The 20,060-nt window shown below is 46.1% G+C and carries 13 protein-coding genes; 5 read left to right on the forward strand and 8 right to left on the reverse strand.

Annotated elements, in window-relative coordinates; genetic code table 11:
• Window positions 1-149 precede the first annotated feature (149 nt).
• Both AC6I1F_RS07070 and AC6I1F_RS07075 read right to left on the reverse strand, forming a co-directional pair.
• The gene (locus AC6I1F_RS07070) at window positions 150-2,210 is read right to left on the reverse strand and encodes a YadA family autotransporter adhesin (protein WP_497801695.1); all 2,061 of its coding nucleotides are present in this window, start codon (window positions 2,208-2,210) and stop codon (window positions 150-152) included.
• Window positions 2,211-2,871: 661 nt separating this feature from the next.
• The gene (locus AC6I1F_RS07075) at window positions 2,872-4,503 is read right to left on the reverse strand and encodes an AAA family ATPase (protein ID WP_497801696.1); all 1,632 of its coding nucleotides are present in this window, start codon (window positions 4,501-4,503) and stop codon (window positions 2,872-2,874) included.
• Between the two features lie 334 nt (window positions 4,504-4,837).
• Between AC6I1F_RS07075 and AC6I1F_RS07080 the strand changes: the two genes are divergently transcribed.
• Window positions 4,838-6,310, forward strand: a complete 1,473-nt coding sequence (locus AC6I1F_RS07080; protein WP_290449031.1) for an FAD-dependent oxidoreductase — start codon at window positions 4,838-4,840, stop codon at window positions 6,308-6,310.
• A gap of 62 nt (window positions 6,311-6,372) precedes the next feature.
• Window positions 6,373-7,404 carry a LysR family transcriptional regulator gene (locus AC6I1F_RS07085; protein WP_251570176.1) on the forward strand — a complete coding sequence of 344 codons (1,032 nt, stop codon included), beginning with the start codon at window positions 6,373-6,375 and terminating at the stop codon, window positions 7,402-7,404.
• Between the two features lie 3 nt (window positions 7,405-7,407).
• On the opposite strand, the gene AC6I1F_RS07090 is transcribed toward AC6I1F_RS07085, so the two are convergent.
• A complete protein-coding gene (locus AC6I1F_RS07090; RefSeq protein ID WP_251570175.1) occupies window positions 7,408-8,805 on the reverse strand; it encodes an FAD-dependent oxidoreductase in 1,398 nt (465 codons plus the stop codon).
• Between the two features lie 352 nt (window positions 8,806-9,157).
• Here AC6I1F_RS07090 and AC6I1F_RS07095 point away from each other — a divergent pair, with 352 nt between their 5' ends.
• Window positions 9,158-9,667, forward strand: a complete 510-nt coding sequence (locus AC6I1F_RS07095) for a hypothetical protein (RefSeq protein ID WP_251570174.1) — start codon at window positions 9,158-9,160, stop codon at window positions 9,665-9,667.
• A gap of 250 nt (window positions 9,668-9,917) precedes the next feature.
• On the forward strand, window positions 9,918-10,952 hold the full coding sequence (locus AC6I1F_RS07100) for a RelA/SpoT domain-containing protein (protein WP_251570173.1): 1,035 nt from the start codon (window positions 9,918-9,920) through the stop codon (window positions 10,950-10,952).
• A gap of 261 nt (window positions 10,953-11,213) precedes the next feature.
• Here AC6I1F_RS07100 and AC6I1F_RS07105 read toward each other — a convergent pair whose 3' ends face one another.
• Both AC6I1F_RS07105 and AC6I1F_RS07110 read right to left on the reverse strand, forming a co-directional pair.
• Window positions 11,214-13,451, reverse strand: coding sequence for a VIT domain-containing protein (locus AC6I1F_RS07105; protein ID WP_251570172.1), 2,238 nt, complete (start codon window positions 13,449-13,451; stop codon window positions 11,214-11,216).
• On the reverse strand, window positions 13,444-13,860 hold the full coding sequence (locus tag AC6I1F_RS07110) for a MerR family transcriptional regulator (RefSeq protein ID WP_251570171.1): 417 nt from the start codon (window positions 13,858-13,860) through the stop codon (window positions 13,444-13,446). Before AC6I1F_RS07110 ends, AC6I1F_RS07105 begins: the two co-directional genes overlap by 8 nt.
• Before the next feature lie 301 nt (window positions 13,861-14,161).
• Between AC6I1F_RS07110 and AC6I1F_RS07115 the strand changes: the two genes are divergently transcribed.
• Entirely contained in the window at window positions 14,162-16,054 is a 1,893-nt protein-coding gene (locus AC6I1F_RS07115; protein ID WP_251570169.1) for a flavocytochrome c, read from the forward strand.
• Between the two features lie 58 nt (window positions 16,055-16,112).
• Here the strand turns inward: AC6I1F_RS07115 and AC6I1F_RS07120 are convergent, their stop codons facing one another.
• Genes AC6I1F_RS07120 through AC6I1F_RS07130 form a run of 3 tightly spaced genes read right to left on the reverse strand, consistent with a single transcriptional unit; the run spans window position 16,113 to window position 20,006 of the window.
• Window positions 16,113-17,549 carry an FAD-dependent oxidoreductase gene (locus AC6I1F_RS07120; RefSeq protein ID WP_290448974.1) on the reverse strand — a complete coding sequence of 479 codons (1,437 nt, stop codon included), beginning with the start codon at window positions 17,547-17,549 and terminating at the stop codon, window positions 16,113-16,115.
• Window positions 17,543-18,166, reverse strand: a complete 624-nt coding sequence (locus AC6I1F_RS07125) for a response regulator transcription factor (protein WP_289163920.1) — start codon at window positions 18,164-18,166, stop codon at window positions 17,543-17,545. Before AC6I1F_RS07125 ends, AC6I1F_RS07120 begins: the two co-directional genes overlap by 7 nt.
• On the reverse strand, window positions 18,156-20,006 hold the full coding sequence (locus tag AC6I1F_RS07130; protein ID WP_290448973.1) for a sensor histidine kinase: 1,851 nt from the start codon (window positions 20,004-20,006) through the stop codon (window positions 18,156-18,158). The genes AC6I1F_RS07125 and AC6I1F_RS07130 overlap by 11 nt, the downstream gene beginning before the upstream one ends.
• Window positions 20,007-20,060: the final 54 nt, after the last annotated feature.

Genomic DNA, 20,060 nt, shown 5'->3' on the forward strand with positions numbered 1-20,060 from the left:
ATAATCTTTATTCCTTTGACAGACAGCATCCTCAGAAGAATGTCAAAGATTCCACCTTAGGGATAGCCGCGAATTTTGTATTGAATTTCCTCTACGGAGCGGCGCAGTGCGGATAAACTCCGCACTGACGCCGTTTCACTTAGTTCTCTTTAGAACTGATAGCCGGCAGAGAGTGTGCCGCCAAAGTTTCCGCGTGTATCCACAGAGGCTGCGCCCTTGAAGACCCAGTTGCGGTCATTTGTGGCGTGCGACAGACCGAGCGCAAAACCGCCCTGGCCGTGGTAAGTACCTGCGGACATCGCAAGAATCGACTTACCGGGCATATACGCCTGAGGCAGGTTGCCCACAGCCATCGCCATTGCAACACCGGCTCTCAGATCACGATCCACATCATGAATCTTGCTTCTGAGGCTGTTGGCTGTGCTGTCAACATACTGTTTGTTGGCCGCGTCTGTTGCCGCGATCGGAGCGCCAACGTTCTGAATGCGGTTTCCGCCCATGTTGACGTTGTTCTGCTGAAGAGTGATCGCCTGATTACCTTCTCCGGCAGCAATTGTCACAGCGCCGCCGGCACCGACATTGATACCGTTTTCGAAAGTACCGTTCATGGCCGCCTGCTGAGCCGCTGTCGGAGTCCAGCCGCTGGAGCCGCCCGATGTACCACCTGTCGAACCGCCAGTAGAACCACCTGTCGAGCCACCGGTTGAACCGCCAGTGTTGCCTGTGTCTCCCGTGTTTCCGGAATTAGCTAAAAGGTTCTTCAGTTCCTGAGTAGTTCCGATCTTCACAACTGCTCCGCCGTTCTCACCGGCGGTTACTTCAGTTGTGAGATAACCATCTTCACCAAGGAAGGAGATTCCCTGATCGAGACCAACCTTAACTGATTCAACCGCTGCTCCGCCCGATGTCGTTGTACCGCCGCTGAGGAGAATACCGTCACTCATAGTAGCCACTCGTCTAACCGTCCCATCGGTATCGGTATACGCTAAGCGACCAACATTATCGCCTTCGGATTGAGAAGCAGCTCTTGCGGAAGTGCTGGCGGCCTCAAATCTTAAGCCAATTCCCGTAGGCTCAACTCCGTTCTCCGGATCACCGGGATCGGCCACCAGATCAATCGTACTAACTTTTGTCTGACCAGAGACCAAACCCTGAACCTGATTGTTAACTTCCTTTAACTGAGCAACGTTGACTGCGTCGTTGTCTTCAGAACCGGCGGCTACACCTGTGAGCTGGCGGTTGAAAGTAACAGTTTGAGTATTTCCTGTACCGTCATCAGCTTCGTAGCTGCCGCCAAAGGAAACTACGCCATGATTCACATCTGCCTGCCAAACAGATTGATCCGTTACGCCTTCACTTGGCATAAGATATCCGGTAGGAGCGGCTCCATTCGCGTCAAGTCTGGATGTGGCAATTGAGTTAGCGCCGATTGCCACCGCTCCCTTAGCTCCTATCTGAACCTGGGAATTCGCACCAAAGGCCGATCCTGCGTCAGCCATCACCTTGCCGCTGTCACCTAACACTGAGGCATTGACTGCATTAACCGCGGGGGTGGAGCCGTCTTCGCTGGCCGGAATCTCAATGCTTGAACCCTGACCGAAAACAGAAGACTGCTGCAGAGATTTCAGCTGAGCGACGTTAACCGCGTCGTTGTCCTGAGAACCGGCAGCTAGACCTGTCAACTGACGACTCGCAGTGTTGGAACCAATAGAGGCTACACCATAATTTGAAACCCATGTTGCTCCGGTTTTCTCAACGTTGCCGAAGGAGACTGCTTCACTCGCTGTGCCAAAAGTACCGGCGACGCGATCGGCTACCGCATGGTGCCCCAAAGCTACAGAGTTTGCTGCAGATGCTGTACTGTTTGGTCCCAAACTAAGTGAATAGCGCCCAGCTGCGGCGGCGTTTCCAATTGACACCGAATAGTCACCCCCTGCTTTAGCGTAGTTTCCGATTGCAACTGCCCCATAATACAGCGTATTTGGCTGCGATCCGCTCGTTTGCGTTCTGTCAGAGGTGGATGCATGAGCACCTAGTGCAACAGAGTTATCTCCGGCATATGTATCCCCACCGATTGCCGTCCCTCCTCCAGCTACCTGTCCATAAGTTGGCGTATACGTTGTAGTAGTAACAGCTGCTTGAGACTGACTCGTAAATGCCGTCGCCGACAAAATCATTGATGTCAACAATGTAACTTTAAATTTATTCATATAAAAATACTCCTAGGAATAAAAAGCAGCCTAAGAACATCTTTCCTCAGTTCTTTAATCTGATAGGTGCTCTTTCGGCCACTGACTAACAAACCCGTTTGCACGGGATTCTTTCAGTGCTGAACTAACGCACCAATTCTCAAATTCGAACCAAAGCTGAATAAACAAAAACCTCCGACAATTCGATCCTTTTGAATGGACGAACCTATCAGAGGTCTTTTTGTGTCATTCCAAGCGCTTCTATCGTTTTCTGAAGCTTGAAATGTCGTATTTAAAGCGATTACAGGTACAGCAAAACCGTCCTCAAAATTGAGACGACGGTCTAAAACACTGCACGAATTTTTCTCTGTAAAAGAAGAAGCTATACCACAATCAGCGCAACGCCGCTGGGGGGGGGTAAATGAGTTTTTCGAGGTTGCCGTTTCGCATTTCTTTCTCGTTTTTAGTTTGATGAAATAATTCTAAACATACTTCTGACCGTTGTTCAAGCAAATTTGATTAGGATTTTCCATAACAAAATGAAATACAGCCTTCTATACCACAGTATAGCTTCGTTAAAAATTAATTAAATTTTATTCCCCTTTTTATAATCATTTTTTCAGCATGGGGTTATTCTTAATTTTATCTTGCCCTATTAGAAAGAGCCAAAACTATGGAAGCCCTAATCCTCTATCTCACGCCACTTAACAAATTGTCTTGACTTTATCGAATAAACGAGCACAATCCGCTTCCGTTCCGGACCGCTCTCTTGCTGACCATAGCGCTTAGACACCATCTGCTCAGCGCCCTCCTGCAACTTCTGCTCTTCGCTTTCACCCTCGCGAACAACCTTAAACTCAAACACCCAATGCCGATCTCCAGCCTTGACTTCAAGGTCGCTTCTGCCATGTGCGTTATGATGTTCTGCCCTCGGATCCAGCCCTGCTCCGGCACAATATACCTGCACATAAGCCCTCACAGAGGATTCATCACGAACCGGATAATTCCTATAGTCAATTGCCAAGAAAAGGCGGTTAAGGATATGAAACAACGACTCCGCCGACTCTTCACTCAAAACCTTGACTATCGGACCGGCTCCTACCTGACCGGCCACTCTGCCTTGCAGCAGACGTTCTATATAAAGCTGCGCCATCGCCCGACGAACTTCGAGATTCGGATAGTCTAGAAACACCGTATCTCCGTACTTGATTGATTTTATTGTTAAATATCCCGCTTGCGTTAAAAGCCCTATATCCGACAGAGTTTCAACATCGGAAGATCCGGACAAAGAAGATAAAGAGATTGTTTTCTCGCGTCCATACTCTTCAGGATGTCTGAGCGCATGTGACTTCAAATACTCAACCAGAACAGAAGGCTTACCCCCGCTTTCAAACCAATAATCTAATAATCCGCTCTCCGGTTCGTTAAAGAACTTCAGCAAAGACCAAGGAGCAAATACCTTTTGACTAACGGTTCTCTCAAAGCAGAATCCATCATATTGAAGTGTTAATTTATCTAACAAAGTATTCGTTGGAATACTTAGAGCATTTGCGGACTTTTCCAAATATTCAGAGAAATACTTCCTTACTTCGTCATGAGTATAACCAAGCAAACTGCCATACCTCGGACTCAAACTAATATCAGATAAATTGTTAAGTTCAGAAAAAATACTTGTCTTATTAAACTTGGTAATACCGGTAATAAAAACGAAACGCAGCGCCGCATCATTGGACTTTAGGATCGCGTAAAACTCTGACAGAACACTTCTCACCGTCTCAAACAACTTTGCGTCGTTTAGACACGAAGTCAGCGGCGCATCGTACTCGTCTATCAATACAACCAACGAATTGGCCGGCTGTTTTTTCATCCATGCCGATAACTGACTGAAGACCGATGTACTTATTGGGTTATATCTGAAGCCCACTTGAAAAAAGTTATCAATGACCCGATCCCTAAGATCTTCTCTAAACTTTTCCAAACCAAGAGAAGACTTTACTTCTGAGAAATCCAACCTCACTACATTGTAGGTCTTCTCTTCTTTCCACAGTTTTTCAATCGCAAGGCCTTGGAAATCTCTCAGACCATATTTAAAGAGAGATTCAAATGTTGATATAAGCAGAGACTTACCAAACCTTCTGGGACGAGCTAAGAAGTACTTCCCCCGAACAGAAGCAAGGTCGTAAACCATTGCGGTTTTGTCCACGTATATCTCATCAGACAGCCTTAACGCTGTAAAGTCTGATGTCCCCAGAGGCAGCTTCTTCGACTTTTCAATCATCATTTGCTCTAACCCGTTCACTGATGCTTTTTCCATTTTAATTGGATGTCTTTATTATGCCTGCTTTCTTATCCACCATAAAAAAGAGTCTGTTTCCGTCGCTGAAAACAAGCCCCTGTCCCTAAATACCCGAGGTTCTTTTTTGTAGACGGCAGAAGCGTTTCGTGAGTTTTTACGAAAAAAAGCGCCGAATAACCTATTTTCGAAAGCAGATTTATTCGAAATGAAGACGGAGTATTAAATCTTGTGATGCATTCTCAACTTTAAAAATCTTCAACTTTCCATTTTGGAAAGATGTATTTCCAAGTAGATATAGCTCAAATTAACCCTTACTAATATCCTGTGATTCTCAATCACTTTGGAGAATCACATGCTAAAGAGAAGAACCTTTTTGACCGTCGCTTCCATGACGGGCCTAATGCCGGCCGCTTTTGCCAAAAATGCGGATACGCAGTGGAACAAAACCGTAGATGTACTGGTTTTCGGAGGCGGAATGGCAGGCCTCACTGCCGCCATCTCTGCAAAACAAAACGGTGCTAAAAACGTACTCCTGCTCGAGAAAGCAGCATATCTGGGCGGCCACTCGGTCATGTCGGGTGCCGGTTACTACATCGGGGGCACTGACAAACAAAAAAATGCCGGCATTGATGATTCTTTGGAAATTAACTGGAAAGACGCTGTTGACCGCGGGGTTGCTGCTAATCGATTCATCAAGCGGGATACCACCGTCGCCCGCACCGTCTATGAAAACGGCGTAGAAACAATGCGCTGGCTGGAAAGCCTCGGTGTCAAATTCACAGACCAGCCGGTACAGGGGATCGGAAACCGAAAACGCGTACATTACGTAGCGCCCGGATATAAACGCGGATCTCCTGAGCTGATCAAAGCTCTGAACCAGGCAGCGCTTAAAGCCGGAGTAGTCATTCAAACAAACAGCAAACTCGTCTCTTTAATTACTGAAAGCAAAGAGCTCGGCGCTCCCGTTATCGGTGCTGTCGTTGAGGAAAAAGGCAAGACATTCAATATCCGTGCGACAGGCGGTGTCATCCTTGCGACAGGCGGCTTTGCCAACGGACCGGAAATGGTGAAAAGATACCATCCCTACCTGGAAGGTGTCCCCTCTCTAGGATCAAAGATGAATGTAGGAGACGGTATCCGAGCGGCTACCGACATCGGTGCTCAGATGATTGTTGAAACCAACGGATTCGGAATGAATATGCTCTTCGTCGGTACGCACAAGGGACAGTCAATGGGACTGCCTCTGACAGAAGCGCCGATTATTGTTGTCAATAAAGAAGGACAGCGTTTTCAGGACGAAAGCAGAGGTTATCTTGCATGCACCCACAATATGGTGGAAAAAGGCTACAAGGTCGGCTATTGGATTTTTGACGCGAAAACCTTTGAAAAATATCGCAACGGCTGCTTAAAACCGTTATTTGAAACTGAAGTCGTTCACGAATATCCGACACTCGAAACGCTTGCTAAAGGCGAGAAAATTAATGTCGACGGACTTCTTCAAACGGTTAAGGATTACAACGAAGACGTTGCGAAAGGCAAAGACAGACACTTTGGCCGTACCAAACTGCTTCAGACTCTTGATAAAGGTCCGTTCTACGCGTTTGAAGCCGAACCGAGGATTTATACCTCCTACTCCGGTTTGGAGATCAATACCAAAGGTCAAGTTCTGGATACACGATCAAAACCGATTCCTGGGCTCTATGCCGCCGGAGATGTGTGCGGACATCTCGGTTATCAGGCAAACTTAGGAGGCGGAGGCATCAGCGGCTTATCTTGTGCGGCCGTTTACGGCAGAATTACAGGTAAAGAAGCCGCAGTGAGGTAGCTGCTGTTTTATAAACTTAATCGGACGTGACCGCGTGGCACCTGCCATGCGGTCAAACGCATATGAATGAAACTTTTGATAATTTGAAACCTTGGCGGATTTTGGAAGCGATATACCGACGGAAATCCATAACTCTGGCGAGTGTTGAGCTGGACATTTCTTTATCAAACGCTTCCAAATTGATCGGAAAATTAGAAAAGAGCTTGGGTACTCAGCTTCTTAAACGTAAATCCCGCCCGATGGAACTGACGGAATATGCGATTAAACTGATCCCTCTTATTAGGGACATGATATTGGTCGCTGACCGCCTTGAATCCGTCGCAAAGCAATTAAAGGTGGGAAGATCAACTCAGACAATTGTCTTCAGTTTATCCACCACTTCTATAGCACCTCATGTTTTGAGATTTATCAACGAATTCAAGGCCGAATATCCCGGTATTGAAGTTGAGCTCCGCACCGGGCTGTCGCATCTGGACATAAAAGACGGAAAAGCAGATGTCGTGCAGATGTCCTATAAACCTGATTATGCCGAACTAACAAAACTGCCCTGCGGACGCTGCTTTAATTTTATGGTCGCATCCCCTGTCTACCTAGAGAAGTACGGTGTGCCAAAAACGATCGATGAACTCGTTCGCCACAAATTAATATTTAGAAGAAAGGACTTCTACCCGGAATGTCATGCCCTGATCAACAGGGACAAAGTATTTGATCTTGACAGAATGGAATTGTTTACCGTTGACGCTAACGGCAAAAAGCATATTGAAAGAAAATTTTCTGTCGACGAGTCTGCCGGATTTAAAAAAATCTACAGTAGCGATTATTCTTCTTTTGCCTCTGTCATGACGGCAGAAGGTATTTCAGTTGATTTGCCTGCAAGTTTTATTCAGGACAAATTATCTGAAGGTACTCTCGTGCCTGTCCTGCCCGGCTGGCATCGAGAGCCCTGGAGAAAATTCATTATTTTTCCCGCAAAAACGCCGGAGGATTCCGCTGTCTCGATTTTTGCTCATTGGTATCAGAAACGGGAGCTTGAGGATTCCGAAAAAAGGTGGAAAACTGTGTTCCGTAAGTTCGGAATCCCCATTACCGACTAGGTTTTAACGAAGTTTTTCTTCAGCCAACACGTTCTCCGCAGCTTTTTTCCCGTAATACACATTGATGTGTGTCGGGCCTGTACCGAACAATCCGTCATCGGCAACTTCACCGACCGCATATAAGCCGGGAATCGGTTTGCCATTGGTGCCGACTACGCGGAGATTTTTGTCGACCTGAACGCCGCCCAATGTAACCTGAACTCCCGGAGTCGTTTTTACCGCATAGAAGGGACCCGTGGAAAAGTCTAAAGACAGATTGTGCTTACGTCCGAAATCTTCGTCTTTGCCGTTTTTCACGAAACCCGCGTAGCGTTCAACGGTCGCGACCAAATTCTTTTCCGGCACGCCCATTTTCTTCGCCAATTCTGGGATTGTAGGCGCCTCGAGGAAAAAGCCCTTTGCTTTAAAGCCCTGAAGACGTTTTGATTTCTGCATCGCCTTATCGTCAATCACGATATATGCGTAACCGCCTGGCTGAGCCAGCATCCATTTTGACAGCTGTGTGTAATCCGGGAAGTAGTCATTGCAGAAGCGTTTGCCTTCGGCATTAATCATGATGCCGCCTTCGGCCCGCGCTGCGGATAAGCTGTAATGCTGACCGTTAGAGGAATGCACTGACGGATTTAAACGAAGCACATCCATGTGTGTAAATTTAGCATTGAGCGGCTCTAGCAAACCAACAGCATCTCCGGTGGAACCTACCGCTGACGTAGAGGGCAGCCCCGCCCATTCCGGTGCGAATTTCTTAAGAACTTCCTGACCGGATGAGTATCCGCCGGTAGCAACGATTACGTAGTTTGTTTTAAGAAGATTTTCTCCGTCTTTACCTTCAGTCATCACGCCGGTAATTTTGCCGTCCTTGGTGACTAATTTGGTAGCCTTAGTGGAAAGCATCGGCACGACACCGCTTTCGTCGAGTTTCTTCTTCATCGCGAGGATCAGTGCATTGCCAAGACTTCTTCCGTCTGCCGTACCCATTTGATAGGAGCTCATCGGACGGGTAATGTTCGCGCCAATTTTGTTCACCCAGTCGAGCGCTTCTTGAGAGGATTCGGAGAACTCTTTGAGTCGGTCCATGTCGTACGGATAGTTCTGTTTCTTTTTACTTTCCAAATAGTTTTCGATCGACTGACCTTTACCAGCCGCCTGCTGCTCCTTTGTATTAATGACGGTAAAGTAGGTAGCGGCAAGGTTCGTCGCACCGCCGACAAACGGCATTTTTTCGATTAGACAAACCTTCTGTTTTCCTGCCTCTTTCAGAGCGATAGCGGAACTGATACCGGCACCGCCGGCGCCGATGATAACAACATCGCACTCTTGAGCCGGAGCTGCAAAAGCCATAGACGGGCCGATAACTAAAGTGCAGGATACTGCGGCGATTTTAGTTGTTAAATTTGACACTTTTAACTCCTTGGTAAAAAACATCCTCAGTGTCGCAATAAATAGTTATGTCCGCTAGCATCCGACGGAAATATAACTTTCCATTTTGGAAACAGACGGGTATATAAAAGAATTAAATTCCAGTGCAGTAAGACCAGCTTCTAGAATTTTCAGGTTATAGCTGACTTTAACTATCGCATGAGCGTGCAAGAATGAAGCAGAATTTATCAGGGAATATTCATCAGGCTCGGGAACTGTCAATAAAAGATTAAAAGCTTGTTGGCCTATTGAAAAAGCACTCTTTACTCCCTTATTACGTAACAGAAAATCAATTGTCAGTTCAAACTGTTATCAATCAAAACGGAGTTAATCAATGATTGCTAATTTTCAACTCGACACAAAAGCAGCTGCCCGTGCAGACAGCCAGACACCCAACATCCGTAAATCCGGCGCCTTCGCTGAACAGATCACGGCAGCCCGCACTTACCTCACCCGCAGCGGCGCTCAGATGCTTGAGGTCATTTTCGTTGCCCACGAAGGCAGAGCGAATATTAATCTTTGTCTTTTCAAAAAGGACGGATCGGAAAATTTCGGGCGTGACATGTTCATGTCCATGCTGACATGCCATCGCCTCAAAAATGTTAACGCCGTCAAGAGCACGGTCAAAGACCGCAGCGGAAACGATCAGGAGGCCTATTTATTCCCCGATCTTGCGGGGCGTGAAATCGGTTTCCTTCTTCAATATGCACCTGAGGAGTATCAAGCCAACGACAGAACAATCCGAGTCGCTGATCGTGTCAATCTGGTTACGTCGTTCGAACCTAGCACATCCCTTGTGGCAAAAGAAATCTTAGAACGTGTTACTAAGGGTCGAGCTGCTTGAAATCAGGAAAGAACACGTCAGCGACAAACCTCTAAAAAAAAATTCAGTTTCCGACAATGAATTTGAAAACGCGCCAGTAAAAAAAGCAGTCAAACAGCCGCTTGACAATATTGACGATGACGACATCCCGTTCTCAACACTTATCAGATGCCGCTTCCGAGGGGCTTTCTTATTGAATGTAACTCTGTTGGATAATCGCTGAGAAGATCATGCGTTTGTTAAAATTCGAAAGAAGTAAAGGAGAAATGCAATGGAGATAGATAGCTACGTGGTTCCGTCTCGCTCCTCCGTCAGGAAAGCGGGAAAAGTTCTAGTTAGCACTGCGGGCAACGAAGACAAATCAGATGCGCTCATGACATTAAGCAACTGGAGAGCAGTTCACGCAGTACCTATCAATACACTACAAGCATTCCTCCGCAAGAAGGTTAAGGACTTAAAATTTTCCGCTCCTATTGTTGCTCAGAGATTAAAGCGCACACCTTCGATTATTAGCAAACTCGAACGATTCCCTTCAATGGACCTGGATAGAATGCAGGACATCGGAGGAATTAGAGTTGTATTGAATTCGATACACGATGTCTCGAGGCTTTACAGTGAACTGAATAGTAGTAAATTTAAGCATCAACTTGTTTTGCCTCCGAATAATTACATCGAAACACCTAAAGCGGACGGATACAGAAGCCTTCATCAGGTAGTAAAGTACCGAAACGTAAAACACCCACAATTTAATGACCTGCGCATTGAATTACAAATAAGGACAAAATTACAACACTCTTGGGCAACTGCTGTCGAAACACTCGGGATGTTAGAAAAATGTTCCTTAAAAAGCGGCGAAGGGGATGAAAAAATAAAGAAATTCTTCAAAATCGCCAGCGCATTATTCTCTATTCATGAAGACAGCCCAGTGATTGAAGAATTTAAAGATAATTCTGAGTCTGAGTTGATTGCTAAATTTAAAGACTTGGAAAATGAACTATCCGTTCTTAAGAAGCTGGAGGGTATCGCAGTTTCAACGAAACATATCCAGACTACCAATAAGAACTTTTTGGGTTATCAAGTTATTCAACTATTTGCAGATCGTGGACAAGTTCGATTGACCGCTTTCGATGATCCGTCTGATGCAGAGAGTTTTTACTATACCAAAGAGCAGGAAACAAAAAACGATATGAATACGGCAGTAGTCTTGATGTCAGCTGGAAACTTGAGAGACATAAAAAGAGCATATCCAAATTATTTCTTAGACACGAAGGATTTTTTAAGGAACATTAAGAACATCACCTCTTAGGCTCAGCCAGCTCATCGTTTATTTCCATCCGTATCGACTTAATTTCCCTTTACGAAGAGTTTGACTTTTATCGTGTCGTCTAGCTTTCTTTTAATCGTTTTAGGTGAGAATGATAGTCGATTAATAGTTTTCGTTACCTTGAAAAAGTTTCCTCTTTCTTTACCCGCTTTCAGTTTTAAATCGCCGCAAATGATCATAAAAACAATCATCTGCGGCGTTAACATCATTGGCCGAACTTAGTTAACCGGCAATTTGCATATCTTACAGACCAAGCTTTTCTTTGAAATCCTGTACATCCTTAACTTCTAGTCTCTCTATCCAGTCATCAAATGCCTCTGACAATTCAAACGAATTACCATGAACCACGTTTAGAGCTGAGACCAAGAAGAACACAAATAAAAGCTGGCCAAATGAATCATCCCGCTCTTGACCTGAATGTGGTACGAAACTTCTGTGTCTGAGGAACACTTCCAGAAATGCCGGCTCATCTTGCGCCAGTTGTGTTATGGCGTTGAATAACTCCTCGAGAGACAAGGTATGTATATCACCGAGCAAATCGATTAACTGACGCACATCCTCATTAGCATCAACGAAATCGTCAATTAGCTGAGCCAATTCAAGGCGCGTATCAGCGTCTAACGGCTTATGCAGATATGGCCACTCCTCGGGTTCTTCATCCATCTCACAGGCTGATACCGACACACTTTCCATACAATAATTTAGATTAACTGAGCTTCGTTCTGACTTTGAAGCTTTTCGTGAAGGTTTTCGTGCCGGTTTTCTCGAAGATGACTTTGAGAGCTGAGGTGCCGCCATTGAATAGCATATTCCGTCTGCAGCCGGCATCTGCGGAACGATTGCCAGGGTCGGCGCAGCGTCTGTTTTTTCCGCTTCGTCTCTTTCCACAAGAAGGAAGAAATTTGTCTCCGGCCCTGCAATGCTGTACTTCAGACCGATTCTCATTACTTCAGCCCTGTTCTTGGACGCAATCATTCTTTGGCAGGCTGCAAGCTGGCAGAGCTTATACCCAACATCGCCTTCTAAAACGCTTGCCGTTTCGACATGCGAATCCCCATACTTTGTAAAGCAGAGCTCCGCCGTTTCCGGTTTATCACTCAAAAATGCAAAAGCAGAAACAAGGTCGGCTGCAAACAATGTCTTAGGTGTTTCGGACTGCCACTGAACGGGCGCATTCCAGCGAACTTTAGCGTCGGAAATGACCGCCGAACGCATGCGAGCGCACATCCGTTTAACCGCAGACTCAATATCGTACTTGTTATATACAGACTCATACGCGCCGCCGGTTTCTTCAGCAATCTTTTGAAGAGCGTTATGGTACGGTGCCATACCGATGCCCAGAATAAATACGCGTCGATCGCCTTCCTTGGCAAGTTGGGCAATCTTTTCGGGATCATCCCAAAATTCTCCATCCGTCAGAAGCAGAATCGAGCTTTTTGAATTTCGTCCCGGCAGAAGGGTTACCGCGGACTTCATTGCGTCGTATATCTCTGTTCCGCCAAGTTCGGCGTCAAGCTCATCAACAGCGGATTCAAAATCTGAATCAACGTTATCAAAATGTATGTTCGTTGGCAGACACAGCAGCTCTGGTTCACTTCCAAACGCGATCAAGGCCACTTGATCTTTTTTTGACAACGTACGGCTAAATTCCTTCAGACAGGCTTTCAGCGACTCCATTCTGTCACCATACATAGAACCGGAACAATCTGCGAGAACTGTCAAATCCAGATCCGAACTTTGCTGCGAGTCGGCCGTCTTAAAATTCGCCAGAGCTGCATAACCGCTTTCATCTTTTGCCAGATAGACTTTGCTTGCAGCTGAAGCTTTAATGTCAAGAACAATATCGCGGTCAAGGCTTGAAGTTATTTGAACTTCCAATCCGTCCCGAATTCTCTTTGTCGTTAATTGATGTGTGGGAGACGAAATGGCCGCGTCAGCATACTCACCGTTAACTCGAATAAAGCCTTTACAGCCGTAATCGGCAAAAATATTCGTTGTGATTTCATGCTCATTTTGAGGAATATCCTGCCAATTCGATGCGTAGCGATCGTCAATCACAGTCGGAATCGTTAAACGAATACGACCGTCGCAGCACTCTAAAAGACGGAAATACTCAAGCTCAACACTTGCAGTCTCTCCGGGCTTAATGTTCCCGAGCGAAACCGTGCAGAAATCTTTTTCTGTAATCTCAAGCAGAATCGGTGTATCGCCGGATTCGATCCCGTCCTCATAGCGCTCCTTCGATTCCTCTTTGGCGTAAACCTTGGCTTCACGAGTGATTCCGTTGATCGTGACACGGAATTTAGAGATGACGCTCTTTCCGTAGGGAAGCGGGAAACTATAGACAATTTCTACAGGATTACTGCTGTCGTTACGATAATGCTGAATCGATGTATAAGTCATCAGGGGGCCGGAAATCTCTGCCTTCCAAACGACATTTTGAAGCGGTGAATTAATTTTTCCTTCGGGTCTTCTAATCATTTTTCTCACCATTTGCCTTTAAGTTTTTAACGATTTCGACGATTTCTGAGGCCAGAGCTTTCAGTTCCTCTCCCTGAATTCGAGCCGCACTGTGATCGACAACAAGTGTCAGACCGGAGCCGACACAGATGTGCGAACACACGGAAATCCTTCCTACATCCGGGTTAACTTCGACTTCATCCGCTGCTGCCTTGATTTCTTTCAGCGGAACGTGCTTTTCACTCAGGCGCTTGATCCGCAAAAGTTCTTCAAGATGTTCAGTGGTGTAATAAGCGCCGCGCTTTTCGCCTTCGGGCCCCTTTAGCAATCCTTTCTGAACGTAAAAACGGATTGTTCGCCTGGTTAATCCGGTCAGTCGAACCAAGTCTTCAATACTGAATTTGGTTTCTACTTCGAACGAGTCAGACATAAACTCTCCTTGAAAACTGAGTTTATTGTACATCTTTTTATGACACTTAAGTGTCATAAAAAGATTTCAATGATTTTTTTGAGAAGAATGGTGTAAAGACCGGTCGTATCGCAATACAGGAGAATCAGCGCTGCAACAGGTGCGATAACTGAATCATCTCCACTGCTCTAATATGTCCTCAACGGAATGTCAAAGCTGCTCTTCTTTATGCTCTAGAACCTAAGTGCTAGAACCAAGATGCAATATATAAAAATTCATCTCCTTCCTAAAATACATTCATTGTTATTCCAAGGAGGAACACATGAAAACATTTACCGCACTATCTGTTGCATGCGCACTTGCACTCAGCTATACAGCCGTTAACGCAAAAGACGGCACATATACCGCGAGTGAAGTTGGCAGAAATGGTGAAATCAAGGTTCAGGTTCAAATCAAAGACAACAAGATCGCTGATGTCAAGATTCTTGATTGGTCTGAAACACATCCTGTCGCAGACCAGACAAAAACAGAGCTGCTGCCCAACATCGTTAAAAATCAGTCCTATAACGTTGCCAATATTTCCGGCGCCACACTCTCAAGCTTTGCAATCAAAGCTGCCGTTAGAGACTGCTTAAAGCAGGCAGGATTAGACGTTAAAGAATTTGGCAAAGCAGCTGCAAAAGCGCCTCAGAGCAGCGAGACAAAAGTTGAAAATGCTGATGTCGTGATTGTCGGAGCGGGCGGCGCAGGCTTGTCTGCAGCCGTCACAGCTGCAATGGCTGGAAAGAAAGTTGTCCTTCTTGAGAAAAACGGTTTTGCGGGCGGAAACACTTCTGTCTCCGGCGGCTGTTTTAACGTCGCCAACGTTAATCAGGACAACATCAAAATGACCGAAGGTCAAAAGAAGATTGTGGAAGGCATCTTAGCCGAAAAGCCCCTCAATCCTCTTCATCAGGAACTGATCAACAAACTCAAAAAACAATGGAATGAATACACGGCCTCCGGCTCGAACAAACTCTTCGACTCTCCTGAACTGCATGCGCTCCAGACATGGAAGTCGGGCGACAGAAAAGCTAATCTTGAGCTTGTCTACACCCTGACTCAGAATGTCAAGTCCATGATGAAGGAACTTGAAGGCATCGGCTTTGAATGGAGACCTAATGCAAACCAGTTCGTGGGCGCACTTTGGCCGCGCTCTAACAGAGCTGCCAACTTTAAGTCCGGTGTTGGCTATGTAGACACATTCCTTCAGTACATCAAAGACAAGAACCTCCCTGTTCAAATCCTTCTCAGTACAAAAGCTAACGATCTGATCATCAAAGACAGCCGCGTTGCAGGCGTTATGGCTCAGGCTAAGAACGGCACTAAGTACGTTTTAAATGCTGCTGACGGTGTCATCTTAACGACAGGCGGTTTCGGCGCCAATGTGAAGATGCGCAATGAATACGATGAACTCTGGGGCAAGAAACTCGGCGAAACCACACCGACTACCAACCTGCCTTCAGCCACAGGCGACGGTATTAGTCTGGCCAAAAAAGCCGGCGCCGGCTTAACTCAAATGGGCTGGATCCAGCTGTTCCCGGCCGGCGACCCGACTACCGGCGCCACAAGCTTCAAACTTGGAGAAAACTCCTGTATCTATGTCAACAAGAACGGCAAACGCTATGTCAACGAGTCTGAAAGACGTGACGTTCTTGCAAAAGCCAATCTTGCTCAGGAAGGCGGTGTTTTCTATGTGATTTCCTCTGCAAAGAGAGCCCTTGTCGACAAGGACGGCCGCAATGCATACGGAGTTAAAGTCGCTGACATTCTTAAATCCGGCAAATCCTATAAAGCGGACACACTTGAAGAACTTGCTCAAAAGGCCGGCATCAATGGCAAGAATTTAGTCGAAACCGTCAAGCGCTGGAACGAATTCTGCAAGAAAGGAACCGGTGACGAAATGGGCCGTCCGACTTGCATGGATGACCACAGACTCGATGAAGGCGGACCTTACTACGCAACTCTTATGACTCCGTCCGTTCACCATACGATGGGCGGCGTCACAATCAACAAAAAAGCTCAGGTCCTGAATGAAGCCGGAAATGTCATCCCCGGACTCTATGCTGCCGGCGAAGTTACGGGCGGAATCCACGGAACCAACCGAGTCGGCTGCAATGCGGTACCGGACGCACTGGTATTCGGCAGAATCGCAGCACTTAACTTCGTTAAGTAAAACATCCGGCTAACCCGATCCGCCTCAAGGAGTTTATCTTCTTGAGGCAGTTTCTGTTTTATATGCGCTCTGCCGCGCTTTTTCCTGCAGTGCGGCCAAATACAATGGCTTCCGCAAGACCGTTACCGCCCAGACGATTCCTGCCGTGAACGCCTCCGGTGACGGCTCCTGCCGCATAGAGGCCGATTATGGGCTTTCCTGCTTTATCTAAGCATCTGGCTTTTTCATCAATTCTTAGCCCGCCCTCTGTGTAATGGATCGTCATACTGGCAAAACAAGCCCAAAACGGCGGTTCTTTCAGGCAAAGCGTAAGGGGAGTTATTTTCTTACCCAGAGAATCCTGTTTCTTTAAAACTCCGTCGTTATAGCTTTGAATCGTGCTTACCAAATTTGAGGGCGGAACGCTTATTTTGACGGCTAATTCTTCAATTGATGAAGCGTTCCAAGCCTCTCCGGCTTCTCTGGCTATAACCGCTTCTTTTTGAACCAGTATTCCGCTTTTGCGGAAACCCTGACCATCGATAATCGAAAAGGCATATCGCTGAGGAAGACTAAGAACGGCATCTCGAAGATCATCTCTAGAAGCATCTTCATTGATAAAACGTTTCCCTTCATGATTGACCAATACGAAGTTTGAGACGTCGTTGTGGAATCGGACTCGATGCTTCTTTCCCGGGGGACAGCCCGGAAGACACTGGATGAATTCCATATCTACCAGATCGGCGCCGATTTTATTAGCTGCCATCATGGCTTCTCCGGTGCTGTATGGAGTGTTGTTGGTTGTGAGCTTTGCAAGCTTCGGTGCAAATCTCTCTACGAGCTGAGAGTTAGCAGCAAAACTGCCGGAAGCCAAAACAACCCCTTTTCTGCAGAAATAAAATTTTCTTCCATTATCCGTTGCGGCCGCCACTCCTTTTATACGGCCGCTCTCTACAATCAGTTCATCAACAGAACATCTTGTCTTTATTTCCACACCCCGATCAAGAGCGGCTGAAGAAAGTGTTCGAATATATCCCTGACCAAGCGGAAGGACCGGTATGTGACTTCGCGGCCAATGAGCCCCATACAGCTCAAAAACTCTAGGCTGGAAATGCATTCCCAAACTCTCAAGCCACTGAAGAGAGTTTTCGGCATTCTTTACCAAGTGCTCAACAAGTTTCTTATCAGCAATTGAACCGCCGTACTCGTATGTCTGCTCAAAGAACAGTTCCTCACTGTCATTGATGCCCAACGGCTCTTGCAGTTTTCTATCAACAGAACTATAAAAGCCTCCTGATATCAGCGTATTTCCTCCGATATCCGGAGCCTTCTCAAGGACCAGAACACTGGCTCCGGTGTTAGCCGCTTCGACTGCGGCACTTAATCCAGCGGCTCCGGCACCAACAACAATAACGTCATAAGAACTCCTGCCGGCATCTAATATTTTCTTTAAGTCAAAGGCGTACGCCATGGACGGCAATGCAGCAAGAGAGCCTAGGATATTTCTTCTCAGCATGAGTACGACAGTTCCTTAAGAAAATTATGAGCCTCAATCGCTGTTCTTATGCCAAGCTTTCTAAGCGCATTGGCCCGATGAATCTTTACGGTATGCTCGGCGATTCCTAATTCCATAGCGATCTGCTTATTCATTTTGTCTTGCGCGACGAGCTCAAAAATCTGCTTTTCTCGCTCAGTCAATTCTTGATAACGCTCTTTTTTCTGTTCTCGGTACTGGCTTAGACGACGATCATCAATATTCTTCTGAATCAGTTTTTTGACAATTTCCTGAAGGATCTCCGGCTTGATTGGTTTCTGGAGGAAGTCACAAGCGCCACCTTTCAAAGCAAAAACTGCAGCCTCAACAGTTCCGTGCCCTGTTAAAAAAACAATTGGAAGATCAAACCCGCGTCGCTTCATCTCATCCATCATTTCCAACCCATCCATTCCGTCCATACGCAGATCCGCAACGATGCATCCCGGTCGTTCTAAATCTGCGCGGCTGAGGAAATCTTCCGCACTTGAATAGGAAACGCTGTCAATTCCGGCAATTTTCAGAATAAATTCTTCAGATTTTCTAATCGTTTCTTCGTCGTCAACAATACGAACCAACGGCTGATTGTCTTTAGTTTCCATTTTGCTTACCTTCATTTAACTGCGGCAGGAGAATTGAAGCGATCAGTCCTCCGGACGACCTTCTTTCAAACATTATTTTTCCGCCATGATTTTCGGCAATCACCTTACAGATAGAAAGCCCCATGCCTAAACCATTCTCTTTTCTGCTGCGAATAGGCTGAGAGAGTTTTTCGAATTCATCGTCAGAGACAAATTTTCCATTGTCTAAAACCGACATTTTCCAAAAGACACCCTGCCTGCCAATTTGGATTTCAACTCTCGCTCCGTTCTTATCGTTGAGTGCCGCTATTGAATTCTTCAGAAAATTAACCAGCACCAATTCAATTTCTAGGGAATCTGCCAGTGCGTACGCATCTTCTTCAGCCTTAATCCTGAAGTCAATTTTAGAAGCCCCTCTCGTTTTAACGACGTGATTAAGCGCTGTTTCTGCGACTTCATTCAATTTCACCGGCGACAGCAGCCTTTTTTCTTTTCTCGCGTAACGTCTCACTCGATTTATGATCTGAGAAAGTCTTTCTGCCTGAGCGGACATTTCCTCTAATGCTTCAGATACGGTCGAATCCTCTTTCTCCTTATTTTGAGAAAAGTACATTTTCAGGCCTTCTGAATAGTTAATCAGAGACGCTATAGGCTGATGAGCTTCATGTGCAAACATTGCCGAGAGCTCCTGCACAATGCCTGCCTTTTCCAATTGAAACAATCTCTCCTGAACATTTCTTGCTTCTTCCTGAGCCCTCTCTTTCTTCTCTAGCGCAACCTGAAGCGCTTTCGTTCTCCTCCTTACTAATTTATTCACCGCATATATGTAGAACAGTGCAAGAAGCAAAAGAGCAAGGAATCCGTAAAAGACATATCGGTATTCATAAAGCAGCGCTGTCGGCGTCAAATGTCGGAGATATTCATACGGACCAAGCCTTAGAGTTCTGTAGAGTTCATGAACCGTACTGAAGTCGCTCGCAAATCCCCACGTTCCGTCGCCAACTTTCGGCATTGTAAGAAGCGAGACGGAGAACGCCTTCACTAAGGCAGACGGCGCTTTTGGAAGAGAAGCAAAAACGACATCCGGATAAAGATGAGTCGAAACCCGGCACTTCAATTCCGAAGTCGTCTTTTCACCAATGACTTCAAAATCATCTTGTTTAATGGTTCCTTCATCTATCAGATGCTCAAGCTCACAGGCCTTTAATACACCAACATCGGTCGATCCGTTTAATAAAAAAGTCAGAACATCGGGAAGCCCATAGCCGGTAAAGACTGCATTCCTGATAATTCTTTCAATATCCAACCCCTGTTTTCTCAGCTCCCCGATTGCGATGATCCAGCCTTCAAAAGAGTTGGAATCTGTTGCGGATATTCTTGCATGCGTGAGGTCTGCCAGCTTTTTATAGCGCTCATCTCCGGCCCGCTTCACAAAGACAGAACCAACCGACTTTCCCGGATCTGCAGCGAGCTCTCTGTGAAAGGTCGCCAACTGAGCCGCCCCAGCAGACTCAGACACAAAAGCAAAAAAACCGCTAGGCGCGATAAAAAAATCCAATTCTTTTGCTTCAATAGCCTTTTGAAGTTCTGAAAACGACAGCTCTCGGCTTTCGATCTTCAAATTAGGGTTATCTTTTCTGAGGTGTTCAATAGAATCACCAAAGCTCCAAACGAAGAACCACGGATCAATGGTATTGAGAATACCGACTTTTATTACAGTTTCTTGGTTCTTGGCATTAGCAGGTACACAAAGCAGCTGAAAAAACGTGAACAAAAAAGCCAGCACAAAAGCGCACACCGTCTTTAGCAGCGTCAAACGACGGCTTTTAAAGTGCTTCGTTCTTTCAAACGCGGTTTCCATTGAGATTTAGTGGATTTTCTGAGGTCAGTCTTATTCTATAAAATTTCAAACTCA

This window comes from Parasutterella sp. St.1A3 (genome assembly GCF_059728705.1).

Bases quoted from the DNA above. Each gene is read 5' to 3' on its own strand.
- AC6I1F_RS07130 (WP_290448973.1), bottom strand. From the start codon at position 20,006: ATGGAAACCGCGTTTGAAAGAACGAAGCACTTTAAAAGCCGTCGTTTG.
- AC6I1F_RS07070 (WP_497801695.1), bottom strand. From the start codon at position 2,210: ATGAATAAATTTAAAGTTACATTGTTGACATCAATGATTTTGTCGGCG.
- AC6I1F_RS07095 (WP_251570174.1), top strand. From the start codon at position 9,158: ATGATTGCTAATTTTCAACTCGACACAAAAGCAGCTGCCCGTGCAGAC.
- AC6I1F_RS07115 (WP_251570169.1), top strand. From the start codon at position 14,162: ATGAAAACATTTACCGCACTATCTGTTGCATGCGCACTTGCACTCAGC.
- AC6I1F_RS07085 (WP_251570176.1), top strand. From the start codon at position 6,373: ATGAATGAAACTTTTGATAATTTGAAACCTTGGCGGATTTTGGAAGCG.
- AC6I1F_RS07100 (WP_251570173.1), top strand. From the start codon at position 9,918: ATGGAGATAGATAGCTACGTGGTTCCGTCTCGCTCCTCCGTCAGGAAA.
- AC6I1F_RS07105 (WP_251570172.1), bottom strand. From the start codon at position 13,451: ATGATTAGAAGACCCGAAGGAAAAATTAATTCACCGCTTCAAAATGTC.
- AC6I1F_RS07120 (WP_290448974.1), bottom strand. From the start codon at position 17,549: ATGCTGAGAAGAAATATCCTAGGCTCTCTTGCTGCATTGCCGTCCATG.
- AC6I1F_RS07125 (WP_289163920.1), bottom strand. From the start codon at position 18,166: ATGGAAACTAAAGACAATCAGCCGTTGGTTCGTATTGTTGACGACGAA.
- AC6I1F_RS07110 (WP_251570171.1), bottom strand. From the start codon at position 13,860: ATGTCTGACTCGTTCGAAGTAGAAACCAAATTCAGTATTGAAGACTTG.
- AC6I1F_RS07080 (WP_290449031.1), top strand. From the start codon at position 4,838: ATGCTAAAGAGAAGAACCTTTTTGACCGTCGCTTCCATGACGGGCCTA.
- AC6I1F_RS07075 (WP_497801696.1), bottom strand. From the start codon at position 4,503: ATGGAAAAAGCATCAGTGAACGGGTTAGAGCAAATGATGATTGAAAAG.